Here is a 13360-nt window from a genome sequence, read left to right as displayed (position 1 = left end):
AACATATTCGTGCAGGTTGTGTTGATAAATACTCGATTAGTTGAGTATTGACGTCATAGGATGCCTCGGCGCACCGCAACAGCAACCGCCTGAGTTTTGTTGGACGAGGATAGTTTTGAGATCGCATTTCGGAGATAGAAGTTTGCCGTGTTCTCGGTCAAGCCCATGATCTTTGCGCTTTCCCAAGCGGACTTGCCTTCTGAGGCCCACTTCAAAACATCCGTTTCGCGCTTTGATAACTGAGGCACTTGAATCTCAATTGCACCGCACAAGGCCAGAACCTCAAGGTGAAAAAAGTAAGCAAACATGGCGATTTCGCCAAATCTCAGGGATTTGAATCGTTCCCAGTCGCGGGAAGAGAGATCGCTATTGATCGAAAACATTGCCTTTTCGCCGTAGGCGCCGCGAATGGGAAAGGAGAGGCCTTGGTGGCTAACCCCAAATTCCTTTGCCTCTCCAAAAAATCGCTTTATTGCGGCCCCTGTGTATGGTCGTGAACTCCAATCGAATGGGAGAATGCCGGTCAGGCCTTGTACGATTGCAGGATCAATTCGGAAATATTCCCTGCCGAGATAATGACTCGCCCATTCGGCCGAGTAGGTAGCTATGGCGAGTGGAGCGGCGTCGTCCGCAAAAGGAAGCGAGATTGCGAGGTACGCCAGGTTGGTTATGCCGGCAGTGCCCACAAAGGACCTGAGGTAACGTCTGGCATCTTCTAGCGTCTCGAAAGCCGGTGGATTTCTATCGAACATAGCAGGCCTCCCGCCTGATATTCAACCTTTGCGAGATAAATGGATCACGATTGCATAAAGAGGTCAATGTTAGTTGTGTTAACAATTTTGGGTTGGCCTCCACGACGTCATGATGTGATCGTTTCTGCCAGCCGAAAACCCATTACGTAAAACGCACGGTCAAGCGGGCCGCCATGTCGGCGTCGACAACGGGCCATGTCTCGAAACCGCGTAAATGATCCGCCCCTCGCGACCCGATACTTATCGCCCAGAAACGAGACGAGATCGTCACGGACGAACTCGCCACCGGGATAAGGCATATAACAATCACTGACATATTCTTCGACCGTCCCCGCCATATCAAAAACACCGAAAGGAGACGCGCCTTTTGCAAAAGAACCAACGGCCACGGATCGAAAGAGACCGAGTTCAAGGGTGTTGGCAGCTTCGGGGTCGAATTCGTCGCCCCATGGGTATTCAAGACCAGTTGAGCCGGCGGCGGCGTACTCCCATTCGAATTCGGTCGGGAGCCTGAAGAGGCGACCGGTTTTTTCGGACAGCCATCTGCAATATCGGTCGGCTGCTTCCGGCCTAACTGAATAGACGGGATGGTTGCTCCTTTCTAAGGGAAAATAACCAAACGGCCAGGATGTAGGTGGCGTTTCCCTGGGGTTTTCGACCAGGAAGCGGCGATATTCGATGTTGGTGACCGGATATTTGCCGATTCTGAAAGCCTCGAGATTGATCTCAAACGACGGTGTCTCTTTGATCAACCACTCTTCTTTCAATCCCAGATCGGGATGTCGCGCACAAATCGCACCTACCTCAATGGGTGAGGTTCCAATCTTGACCTGCGCCCGCGGCACTTCAACCATGCAAGGAGCCGTTGCAGCCAGACGATGGTCTCCCATCAACCCCAGCAAAATCCCTGCAGCCAGACGATCGGCCAGTGATGCCCACGTCGATTCCACCACGGCCGCGAGTTCTTCGTTGCCGCTGCCCTTCAAAGCGAAGATATTACCCTTGATCGAGTCAAAACGACATGAACGAAAGCCTTCCGCAGTACCAAGCGCTTCCCGATCCGACATAGCATTGATATCGGCGGCATCTCCGATGTAGCGGCTGACGCCGGGCATACTTTTATCCATCTGATCTCCTCCCTGATGGCCAACGTCTCGCGTTCGATCTCGCCTGCAGTCCAGGCACTTTGAAAACGTCCTTTCCGCTCTCTGTAAGGTATCGCTCAGAGCAATCCGGACCTGACGCTGCCGAATTGATGAGTTCGAGAACCGACGTCGGGCAAACATCATCGGCTCCCAAAGGTGCGAGCATCAGACGTTCGTCACCACCAATACAGGGTCCTATTGTAGGCGGTCGCGCCCTTCGCAGTCGCTCCAGCCTCTCGAAATGCATCTTTTAGGCATGCGGTCCTTCGATCGGACTTGTAATGTCGCGGCCGACGATTTTGCCGTCCAAGACGATACGTATCCGACACACGGGTTGGGAGAACGCCCCCAAACCGGTGCTGACGAGAGTTAGCGCTGTCATGTATTGCGTGTCACCCATCTGTCTGCTCGCTGGAATTGTCAGGCGCATCGTACTTTAACAATTGCGCCAAAGACAAGTTTGAGTTAAGCGTTTACGAAATAAAATCGTATAAAAACAAATGCTTAAGTAAAAACTACTAGATTTCAGCTGAGTACACCTCGGTCGATTTTTTGCGTCATTGAATCAAAATCCGGGAGGTTCTGAGAAAATGGCATCACATAAGATTGCTGTTCGCCAGCGCGTGACAATCCCGCTGGGAATCAAAGAAGCAATCGCGGAATTCATCACCTTCGATGGATTCCTCGATGGCAAGGAACATTTTGCCCTTTGCGTGAACCCGCATCTGATTGAGGGCCTGCCTCTCGTTCGGGTGCACTCCGAGTGTGTCACGGGAGACGTTTTTCAGTCTTTGCGATGCGACTGCGGCCCTCAATTGAACGAGGCGATTGAGCGCATGACCGAATGTGGTGGATATATAATCTATCTGCGCCAGGAGGGACGCGGGATCGGTTTGAACGCCAAACTTGATGCCTACAAACTCCAGGACGAAGGATTGGATACCTTCGAGGCGAATGTGCGTCTCGGGCATGCCGCCGATCCCCGCTCCTTTGAAGCCGCCGGTGCGATGCTTCTGGCTCTCGGACTTGGCGCGATCCACCTCATCACCAATAACCCTCTCAAAGTAAGAGAAATCCGAGAGGCCGGGATCGCCGTTGTGAAGGCTTTGCCAACAGGCGTTCACCTCAATGAGTTCAATCGTCGATACCTGGAAAGCAAAGTCGCTTTCGCAGGCCATAACATTGAGTTTGTTCCACAAACGAGGAGAACAGTATCATGAAACACATCGCGCCAATCAGCGGCGTTGCCAGCTTCCAGGATATGTACGTCGCCAGCGCGGGGTACGACAATCAGTTGATCCTCTGGGATGCGAGGTCGCATCAAGCCTTGGCCAGGGTCAATCACGACCATCTAGCTAACATGTGCGTATTCTCTCCCGTTGGCGATCTGCTCGCCAGTGCTAGTAGCGATTATACAGCACGCATTTGGGACGTCCCATCAATGCGGTTGCGAGCTGTCCTTTCGGGTCATACAGATGACGTCGAGATGGTGGCGTTTTCCCCTGACGGAAAACGTGTCGCAACCTGCTCACGAGATCATTCGATCCGCATTTTCGACATTGACGGCAATCATCTGGCAACTTGCCTCGGACATACTGCTGATGTGATCTCGGTCGCGTGGATGCCTTCAGGTACCGAGATTGTTTCGAGCAGCGACGACGGATCCGTTCGCCAGTGGACAGCCGGCGATGGTTCGCAACTCTCCGTCAGCAACTTTGACGGGATCGAAACCGATACGGTAGCGATAACCCCCGAGGGACTTATTTTTGCGGGAGATGATGAAGGCCGTATATCGATCCTGCGCGGAGAGACAGCAATTTCGAGTGTGACTGCACATGAAGCCGGCATCAAACGACTTGTTTATTCTCCGGTGTCGCGGCAACTAGTCAGTCTCAGTTATGATCGGAAGATGAAGATCTGGCAAGTCAATGCGGAAGCGATCGTCAAACTCGCCGAGGCTGCATTGCCAAATATAATCTGGCCTCGGTCTTGCTCCTTCGTGGGTAAAGAGAAGATCGCTTTTGCCACGTTCGGCTCGACCTATGCAGTCTACAATATTCGAAACGGTACCTGGGACGATATTGACTATGAAGCGAGCAAGAGCGTGAACGCGGTTTTGCCAGTTGGAGATGCGTTGTATACGGTCGGCGACGCTGGCATTGTAAGGAAAGACAACGCGTTTGTTGCCGATATGAACGGTCTTTGCAATTTTTTTACGCGCTTCGGCAGCACTCTCGTGACCGGCGGCCAGATGGGGAGTATTCACAATGCGATGACGGGAGAAGTCGTTTATCAACACCACTCTCCGCTAAACTGTGCATGTGCGTTTCTGCGCGATGATATTCCGCATGCCGCAATCGGAACTTACACCGGCGAAGTGGTTATCATTCGTGAGATCGACGGCAAGGTTGAAGTCGTGACGTCGATCAAGATGCATGAAAATGCGATCAAGGGCGTGGCGACAGATGGCGAAGTGATCTTTGCAGTTAGCGCTAATCGCAACGCGGCCGTCGCCTCCGTTGGCTCGTTTTCAGTCATTGAGACTTGGATCGGAAAACACCGCCAGATCGCAAACGGATGTGCCGTCGTTGCGCCAGGCGTATTTTGCAGCGTGAGCAGGGACCTAACCTTACGGCTTTGGCGGCGGAGCGAGATAGAGGAAATAAAAACACCCCATCGAAACTCTTCGAAATGTGTCGCTTCCAATGAAACGTACATCGCCACGGGAGACTACGGCGGACGCATCGCAGTGTATAACCTCGAGACTAATACGTGGCTCAATGTCGTGCGCCCAAGCACCAGCGGTATCTCATCGATTTCGACGGATGTAACAAGCAGCTTCGTGGCGAGTTGCTACGACGGAAGAGTCTATGGTGTGACCATTTGCGACGAAACCGTTTCGGTGAATGTGAGACTAGATGTGCCCTATAATCAGTTAATGGCGGCCGAATGATCAGTGACAGGTTCTCGATCACAGATAAAACGTATCGCTTATCACCCATTCTGACCGTCAACAGAGCAGTCGAGAAACTACTGTTTGAAGGAGATCATCATGGCGTCTAGTCCAACGCTGGAAATAATAAAAGTCAGCGAGATAAAACATCTCAACATCCTGGTGAATAACTTGGACATTTCATGGGCGTTTTACAGCGAAGTTTTGGGCTTCTCGTATGTGAACCATCTGGGCCCTAGGAAGATCGCCGCGTCTTTCCGCGGTTTCGATTTTTTCTTGGAGGAAGCGGTCGATTACCAAGGAAAACCTGATGAGAGGATCCACTTTGGAATTCGGACTGACCGTCAGGGAGTACTGCTTTGGGGGGAGCATTTGAGCAACAATGGAGTCACCCTTGTAAGGGGAAACAATCCCGAGGCAACTATCTATGAGATGCCAGGAACGTCTCGTGTTGCTCTTTATTTCCAAGATCCCGATGGATGGACAATTGAGGTATATAGCCCAGAATAACCGCTGTTTCGATAGGGATCTAAATGAGTGTTCTTGCGGAATGGAAGTCGCTGTTTTTAGGCGGTAATTTTTCTAAGATAGTGGTCTTGGGTGGCGGAATAGCTTTGCACGCGATCAACATTTTTGTTGGATCGACTTTGATGCCCTCAATCGTAAAAGATATTGGTGGTGTTGATCTTCTCGCTTGGAACACTACTCTCTACATAGTGGCCTCGATACTCGCATCGGTGTTTGTTGCCCACCATCCGGCGGGCTTGGGGCCTCGTCAGGTTTATGCAATCGGAGCGGCATCATTCGCCATCGGCAGCCTTCTCTGTGGTACTGCGCTGCACATGGAGAGCATGCTCTTAGGGCGTTTTGTTCAAGGGTTCGGCGCAGGCATTCTTGTCGCCATATCCTATTCTATGGTCAGGGCGTTATTTATAGAAAGTTTATGGCCGAGAGCATTGGCTTTGATGTCGGTGGTGTGGGGGGGGGCGACTTTATTGGGACCCGCAATCGGCGGAGTCATGGCTGCCGCAGAATTATGGCGGCTCTCTTTCTGGATACTTCTGCCTGCCGCGTGTTCTCTCTTTTTCATTGCATGGTCAGTACTGCCTGAGGAGTTTGCTGGTTCGAAAGACTCGCCGCCACCATTGCTTCAGATTGTTCTTCTTTCGGCGTCGATCATGTTGCTTTCGTTGGCTGGCACCGCCGCAGAATTGAATATTCTCATTGCAGGGGCCTTTCTTCTTCTCGGATTTATATCCGCGGCAGTGATTGTGTGGCGCGAGAATTATTCCTTGGCAAAACTCCTTCCCACGGGTGCATTCTCAATGCACTCACCGTTATTCATTTTGTACCTCATGATGATCTTAATCAGCGCCTGCCAAGCGAGTGAAATTTATGTACCGTACTTCTTGCAGCTCTTAAAAAAACAGCAACCGCTTTGGGCTGGCTATATGGTGTCGACCATCGCTTTTGGATGGATGTTGGGAGCGATCTGCTCCGCGGGACTTACCGGACGAAAAGCCCGAATTGCCGTCCTCGTTGGGCCCATCGTTGTTTTTCTGTCGTTTGTAGGGCTTTCAATTTTTCTTCCTGTGCCCAGGGTCGCCGTCGACCGAAACGAAACGGTCGCGATAGTAGTTTGCTTGTCCGGATTGGGTTTAGGGATAGGTGTTTGTTGGCCACATCTGCAAAGTGCGGTGTTATCTCGCGCACTGCCTCGTGAAGAGGATTTAACCTCGGCGTCTATCCCCATTATTCAACAGTTCGCTAGCGCTTTGGGCGCTGCGGTTGCCGGATTGGTCGTGAATTTCAACGGCGTGTCGGACGTAGTGAATTTGAATAGTTTATCGAATGCTGCATGGTGGCTGTACTTCACTACCTCTACCGTCGCTGCGCTTGTTGTGCCGCTCGCCCTCTTCGCAACGCGCATCGTCTCGCCGATTAAGACCTCTGACCCAAATGGGATAAAATCATTGAATAAGACCTCCCTCGACAGGACTACTAATGTGTAACCCGAAGGTACGGATCGAGCGAACCCGTATCCTAGATTGCCACAGATCCTCTAATAGTTTCAGTTGCATAGGGTGTGATTAGACGGATCTAGGGTTCTAATCCTGTCAAGGCGAAGAGCGGGAATGGCGAAATCCGCTTGTGTAAAGCGTATTTTCACTGCACAGTGAAAATTAGCGTGACATCGAATATTAGATGATTTATTGAATTTTCACTCTGCAGTGAAAAAGGTTGAATAATGGAGATAAGCGAGCGTGACCGTGCGACAAAGGCGATCGATGCGCTCGTTGAAACGCTTGAAGGGCTGCCGCAGGTCACGGTTTCCCATGTTGAAGCCGAGCCCGGTTTCGGCCGTCACCTATACCTAGACGCTGCAGTGGAGGCCAATGTAGCCGGCAAAGGCATCCTCTTGATCGTCGAGTGCAAATCCGTCGTATATCCTCGTGATGTCCGCGAGGCGATATGGCGCCTCCTCGCTGCCAAGAAAGACGCTGAAGCAAAGCGCGTTGAGACTGTCGTGCCCGTTCTCGCAGCAAGCTCCATATCGGTTGGCGCTCGCCAGCTGCTTCGAGAGGAGGGGGTTGGATACTTCGATGATGGCGGAAGCCTCTTCGTGCCAGCACCAGGCGCTTACCTCGACATCGAGCGCCCGGTCCCGAAGTCTGGGGAACGAACGATTGGATCTCTGTTTACAGGGAAGCGCTCCCAGATCTTGCATGCCCTGGTTCTGGATCACGGAGACTGGTTCGGCGTCAGCGACCTAGCAGAGCGGGCGAAAGTATCGTTCGGAACCGCTTCAGAAACACTTAGCGCGCTGGAGCGCCTGGAATGGGTGTCTGCTCGCGGCCACGGCCCGAATAAAGAACGGCGCCTGTCGGACACCACCTCATTACTCGACAGCTGGGCTCGCCATGTGGAAGAGGGGCCGCGGCACAAACGCCGGCGCTTCTACGTTCCTGGTAAAGGTGCCGACACTATTGCAAACAAGCTGGAAGCTGAATGCGAGGCTCTTGGCGCCGAGTATGTGCTTACCCAAGACAGGGCTGCACAAGAATATTCGCCCTACCTTTCATCTATCAATCGCATAGCTTGCCGTATGGCCCCCGGTGAAAAGACAGACATGGTTCTAGAGCATCTTGATGTCCGAGCTGTGACGGAAGGTGCAAATCTCGACGTGATCGAGACGCGCTCCCCAACTGAGTTTCTTTTCAAAGAGAAGCGGGCAGGACTTTGGCTTGCGAGCCCCCTGCAGGTCTATCTGGACCTCTTGCGAGGCGAGGGGCGATCAAGGGATATGGCCGAACACCTTAGAAAAGAAGTTTTAGGAGTCTGAGATGACGAAACCGTCGACCGCCGAGGGATACAGCAATCAGGTCACTGAGAACTGCGAACGGGTCCTGGTTACGCTTCTTCGAGGGTTGGGGCCATGGCGTGACTCCATCTTCCTGGTGGGTGGTTTGACGCCTCGCTATCTTATCGAGAGGAAGCCTCCCGAAATTCCTGCACACGCAGGAACGGGCGATGTCGACGTCGTCATCCAGCTTCAGATGCTCAACGAAACGGAGGCTTACCATAGCCTTGAAGACAATTTCAAAAAACTCGGATTAACGCGTGGCACAAACACGAAGGGGCAGTCTGTCTCTTGGCGCTGGGAGATCAGCACGGGTGGTACGAAGGTCGCAATCGAACTCCTCGCCGATGATCCCGACAAGTCAGGCGGCAAGGTCGTTGAGTTGCCCACGGAAGGCAGCGTATCGGCCATGAACATCCCGCATTCGGCAATTGTCTTCGATCATCATAAAACGCGAAAGATCTCGGCAGAGCTTCTCGGGGACGACGGCGTTGCAACGGTCGACCTCCACTATGCTGACCTAGTGGCGTTCGTTTGCCTGAAAGCTTATGCCTTCAACCAACGGGCCGAGCGAAAAGACGCCCACGACCTCGTCTACTGCATCGAGCATTATGATGGTAGCGTCGATGCGGCTGCAGACGAATTCGTGAAAGCGCTTGGTGGTAAACACAAGGAGGTTATCGCCGAGAGCCTGACTTTGTTGGCTCAGCACTTCGTTGATGACGAGCGGACCGAAGGCTTCGCCAAGGATGGTGCTGTCGCGGTGGCGAAATTCGAATTGGGAGAAGACACCGATCGCGACACCCGTATTCTGCGGCAGCGTGAGGTCTCCGATCTCATATCGACGCTCCTGAAGAAAGTTGGCGCCTGACGCCCTGAGTCAGGACCTATTGATTTGAATTGACGGCTATGATTCAGACGGGCGCCCAGGAGCCTGACTGATGAGTAATTTGTTCTGTTTGAATAACGAGAAATGGCTCGTCTTTAGCCCTATTTCCCCAAGAGCCATGGCCGCCAGCGCGTAGATGATCGGCGTGTGCTGATCGGCATCATTTTCGTCAATCGCAAGGGGCTCCGGTGGTGCAATGCGCCTAAGGAATATGGCCCGGCGAAAACGCTGTATAACCGCTGGAAACGCTGGAGCGACAAGGGCATGTTTATCCAGATGATAGACGGCCTGGCGGTGCCTGAAGCTGCAGAACACCAGACCGTCATGATGATGTAACCTATCTCAAGTCCCACCGCACGGCTTCCAGCCTGGGCGCACTCCCTCAAGTTCCATAAATAGGAGTTACGCCATCTTTTCAGGGGCTTAGTTCATTTGGTGAGCGTGCCATTGGTTCGAATCCGTTCAAGAGCTAGAGACGACGGCAGTCGCGCGACGCATGCGGGCATTTTACGTTCATGCCTGCAATGGGCTGAGAGACTAAACCATCACACTATGCGGCCTCCCACACTTGATTGAGGATCCGGGCCGCCAATGCTGCTTTGTCCTGTGGCAGAAAGCGCCCATAGTGCTGCTGCACGACGTCTGGCGTGTCTTGGATGGCATAACTTGCCTGCTCGTAGGATCCAGTCTGCTTCAGGATGTGAGTAGCGAGCACGTCTCGGACATTGTGAGGACCATGAGGAAGGAGCCCCTTGATGGCGCCGCGGCCGGTATACGGATTGTAAATGCCATAGCGCTGAATCACCAACCGCCAGGCCTCGTAAAACGTCGTCTGATTGTAAGCGGCGTCAATGCTGGTCGTCTTAACTGTCTTGACGAACAGCGTGCCGGGATCGGATGCGCGACCCAAGAGCACCTTCCGATGCCGTTCGATATAGGCATTGAGGTAGGTGTAGAGATCAAGAAGATCCGGCAGCACCAGGCGAAATGGCTTCTGCCCGAAAAAGGAGGAGCCCGAATTCTTGAAAGCGTTGGATGGGATGAAGACTTCCCACCCACGCTCGCGTTCGTTCCAGCGCAGTTCACCGCACTTCATGTCTTCGAGCCGGCGTTCCGCCGTGGGGAACTGTCCGCGTGGGCAGACCAGCAGTTGCCGAAGGTTTTTCTGCCTGAGGCCGAGATGTAAGCCAAGCCTCAGCATAAGAAACGAACGGACGGCCTCAGCGGCCGCTCTCGGGTAGCGGTGCTCGTCGGGCATCCGCTTCAAGATCTCCTCGGTGATCTTCCGGTATTCAGCGAGCGGGCTCTGCGCTTCCAGCACGCACATGATCGGCTCGAATGGATCGCGGTGGACCCGCATCACCCGCTGGATTTCTTTTGAACGGTTGGCGGCATGGCGATGGAAGTTTTCGCATGCGCCATGCCAGTCCCGACGAGCAGACTCGATCTCGTCTGTCGTGAGCAGTCCTTCGATTGGCTTCACGTTGCGCAGGAGTTCGGGATGTTGGCGAATCCAGCCGACTTCAGCGCGAGTAAGGGCCATGGCCACCATCAGCATGTCGTCTTCCCATTTAGTAAAGAAGCCGCGACGGCGCTCGCGCCACTGCAGATACCAATCCCACACGCCCGGGAAGATCAGGAGGCCGAAGGTAAGTTGATTGAGCGGCACGCCTCGGCCTTTGACAACCCCGTTCGGGGATGCCGCAAGTGCCCCAAACATCAGGCCGAGATGTTCGATTTTCTGGCTGGCTGTCTCCTCATTCCAGACGCCATTTCTGCGGAAGCCGATCTCGGTGAGAGTCGACGTTTTGAAGCGGATGAGATCTGCCATCTCCATCGCAAGCCGAGGGGGTGCATCGACGACGCCGGAGAGCAGGTCTGGATCCTCGAACGCCTCGGTCGAACACCCTTTTTTGTCCTCATCTCGCAGCCAGCTAGAAGCCGCTGGTCGAGGGGTGAGTGCACTCCCGCCATATGTGATCCCGGGGAACCGGATTGCGTAGCGCTGCTTCGTCGCTGCCGCTTGGAAACGCCTGTAATCGGTCGATCCCGAGATAATGACGCGCCGGACCCATTCCAGGATCTCTTCGCGCTTCGAAAAAGGCAGGCTGCCGAAGTCGTCGGGAAGATGCCAGGCAAGCCGGCGCCGCTCCGCCGGGCTGATGTCTTCCAGATCGTGGCCATATAAGGACCTGGACTGATGTGGCAGTTTCGCTTTGAAGTAGCCGTTCGGCAGGCCGTATCTGCGCTCAATGCGGCCGAGGATGTCGAAGCTTGCGACCGAGCGAGGTACACGCTGGCCCTCTATCCACGACAGCAAGGTTTTTGCATCAAAAGATTCGTCTATCCGAACGACCGCTCTATGGAGTTGCCAGTAACTCTCGCCAAAGCGACGCATCTGATAGGCGAGGGCATCTTTGAATGAACTAGGATCTTCGTTCGCCTCGAACAAAGGTTCTGGTTTGTCAGAAACGCGCCTCGGCTTAGGGCCGGGGCGGCCAGTTAAACGGGAGCTGCCGACCTCTTCAACTCCGTGATGCTGGTCCATCGGGGAGGGGGCAAACTTGTTCGTGGCACGAGCTTTGGGTCTCGCTTGCGGTCTTTTACCTTTCTTGGCGTCGTCTTCTACAGGCGGCTCCTTCAGCCAGCGCATGATCGCATCCAGTGCTGGTCGCAGTTGCTTCTTCAACGCTGTCGTCAGCGCTTCATCGATCCCGCAATCGCGCGCGATCTGCCGCCAGTCATAGCGGTTGTTTGCAAGAGCCGGCGTCGTTCGAAACGCGATTAACGCCAGAAGGTAGGCGCGGAGGTTGTCCACTACCCAATCCGGCGCAACGGGAACAATGCGGACATCGCAGTAGGTCGAGATCTTTTTCTGGAAATGGCGTTTGGAAAGGTCTTCGTTTGGCATGTGTCATCCCATATTTTCTCGGGGCCTCAGGCCGAGGGCGTGCGGAATTAGGGGCAGACGGTTAAGAAACCGTAAAGTTCATAAGGACGACCCTATGACCCAAGAAAGTTGTCGGGCGGTCTCGTCAATTTTTCAAGGATTACGCAGGCTCACGCCAATCCGGTTATGTTCCGGCGAAGCATCCCTGAAAACGTCTTCAACCCGCCTTGATGAAGCGCGTCGACGAACGCCTCAAACGATGGGATCGACTTTCGCAGATTATGCCTCGCACTTTTGACACTGGAGATTAGCGCTTCCGGAAACGCCGCATGGAGATCGGTGAGGAAATCATCTGGCGACTTGCTGGTCACACCATGGGCGAGAAGGTGGCTTGCGGGAAAGTCCTTCAGGTTCCAGGTGACGATGACGGAGGCTTTGCCCGCGATGGCTGCCGCGAGGACATGTCGATCGTCGGGATCCGGTAGCGTGAGATCCGCAATAAGCGGGCGATGGTCCCCCACCGCTGCCTCTGGGAGGACCGCGTTCATCCGGTCGCGCGTAGCTTCCAGGCGCTCGATGGACAAACCTGGCGTGTTGACGGCGAGATTGCGCATCCATTCATCATGTATATCGTCGGTCCAGCGCGCCTCGACGAGACCGTCGAAGGCACACTGGATCAGAATGTTACGTAGGTGGAAGGGGTAGAGGACGCAGGCATCGTAGACCGCGACGGGCGGATTAGAGGCCATAGGTCTCGATCAGGTCCTCTGTGTCCTCGGCAAGTGCTTCCATTGCCGTCTGTCGTTTGTCGAGCTTCGACTTTAACGCGAGCACATCCTTCAGGAGGGCGCGGCGATGTTTGCCGACGTAGCGGAATGGCAGATCGCCCCGGTCCATGCGGAAGACGACGAGCGGACGAGAGATGCCGAGAATGGCTGAAGCGTCACTCGGGCTTACTTCCTGGTCCTCGGCCAGTACGGCGACGCGCTCCCCGCGCAGCATATGCGCCAGAAGGGCTTCGACAGCTGCGGCGGCCGAAGGCGGGATCTGGAGCGTGCGCGCCTTGCCACCAGCATCACGAACATGGAGTTCCAGCCTGTCGCCGGCAACCAGCTTTGGCAAGGGCGTAGCTATTTTTCGATCGCGATCTGACAGTCTGGCGAAATGAACAATTTGGCTGGCCATGCGATATCTCCTTGGCCGTCAAATATAGCGAACAAGACCTCTATCTGCAATAACTGAAAGTGTGGGTTAGTTGCAATGGCGGCGGTTCTTCGGAGCGCCAGTTCAATTCCGATCAAGGCGAACGTCCCTGCCACCCGTCTCAACGACAGCGGATCCGAAAACAAAGTAATTTCGCTCGTCTCGAT

Annotated in this window: 11 protein-coding genes and 1 pseudogene; 7 read left to right on the top strand and 5 right to left on the bottom strand. The window is 54.1% G+C overall.

All coding sequences use genetic code 11. The features are described 5' to 3' along the window. Positions 1-53 precede the first annotated feature (53 nt). Positions 54-752, bottom strand: a complete 699-nt coding sequence (locus BTE54_RS20435) for a LuxR family transcriptional regulator (protein WP_078053780.1) — start codon at positions 750-752, stop codon at positions 54-56. Positions 753-859: 107 nt separating this feature from the next. Continuing rightward, a complete protein-coding gene (locus BTE54_RS20430; RefSeq protein ID WP_198939199.1) occupies positions 860-1879 on the bottom strand; it encodes an SUMF1/EgtB/PvdO family nonheme iron enzyme in 1020 nt (339 codons plus the stop codon). 608 nt (positions 1880-2487) lie between these two features. On the opposite strand from BTE54_RS20430, the gene ribA reads away from it, so the two are divergent. From ribA to BTE54_RS20395, 7 genes and pseudogenes are all read left to right on the top strand, one after another. Next, positions 2488-3117: a GTP cyclohydrolase II RibA gene (ribA, locus tag BTE54_RS20425; RefSeq protein ID WP_078053779.1), complete on the top strand. Its 630-nt coding sequence runs from the start codon at positions 2488-2490 to the stop codon at positions 3115-3117. Beyond that, entirely contained in the window at positions 3114-4850 is a 1737-nt protein-coding gene (locus BTE54_RS20420; protein WP_078053778.1) for a WD40 repeat domain-containing protein, read from the top strand. The genes ribA and BTE54_RS20420 overlap by 4 nt, the downstream gene beginning before the upstream one ends. A 99-nt stretch (positions 4851-4949) precedes the next feature. Then, positions 4950-5360, top strand: a complete 411-nt coding sequence (locus BTE54_RS20415; protein ID WP_143240753.1) for a VOC family protein — start codon at positions 4950-4952, stop codon at positions 5358-5360. Between the two features lie 23 nt (positions 5361-5383). Beyond that, positions 5384-6862 carry an MFS transporter gene (locus BTE54_RS20410; RefSeq protein ID WP_078053776.1) on the top strand — a complete coding sequence of 493 codons (1479 nt, stop codon included), beginning with the start codon at positions 5384-5386 and terminating at the stop codon, positions 6860-6862. Between the two features lie 236 nt (positions 6863-7098). Next, positions 7099-8193 (top strand): type IV toxin-antitoxin system AbiEi family antitoxin, encoded by a 1095-nt coding sequence (locus tag BTE54_RS20405; RefSeq protein ID WP_078053775.1) that lies wholly within the window; start codon positions 7099-7101, stop codon positions 8191-8193. A gap of 1 nt (position 8194) precedes the next feature. Next, the gene (locus BTE54_RS20400; protein WP_078053774.1) at positions 8195-9082 is read left to right on the top strand and encodes a hypothetical protein; all 888 of its coding nucleotides are present in this window, start codon (positions 8195-8197) and stop codon (positions 9080-9082) included. Between the two features lie 70 nt (positions 9083-9152). Beyond that, positions 9153-9471: pseudogene (locus BTE54_RS20395) on the top strand (transposase); the annotation flags it as partial. Positions 9472-9650: 179 nt separating this feature from the next. Here the strand turns inward: BTE54_RS20395 and BTE54_RS25165 are convergent. The 3 genes from BTE54_RS25165 to BTE54_RS20380 all read right to left on the bottom strand — a co-directional run bounded on the left by BTE54_RS25165 (position 9651) and on the right by BTE54_RS20380 (position 13175). Further along, positions 9651-12011, bottom strand: a complete 2361-nt coding sequence (locus BTE54_RS25165) for a hypothetical protein (RefSeq protein ID WP_078053773.1) — start codon at positions 12009-12011, stop codon at positions 9651-9653. Positions 12012-12160: 149 nt separating this feature from the next. Further along, entirely contained in the window at positions 12161-12739 is a 579-nt protein-coding gene (locus BTE54_RS20385; protein ID WP_078053772.1) for a PIN domain-containing protein, read from the bottom strand. Beyond that, positions 12729-13175, bottom strand: a complete 447-nt coding sequence (locus BTE54_RS20380; protein WP_078053771.1) for an excisionase — start codon at positions 13173-13175, stop codon at positions 12729-12731. Before BTE54_RS20380 ends, BTE54_RS20385 begins: the two co-directional genes overlap by 11 nt. Between the last annotated feature and the right edge of the window lie 185 nt (positions 13176-13360).

The organism is Agrobacterium sp. YIC 4121 (assembly GCF_002008205.1).
GTDB classification, from domain to species: Bacteria; Pseudomonadota; Alphaproteobacteria; order Rhizobiales; family Rhizobiaceae; genus Agrobacterium; species Agrobacterium leguminum.
The sequence above is the reverse complement of the archived record's forward strand: the minus strand, read 5'-3'. Positions and strand labels throughout refer to the sequence as shown.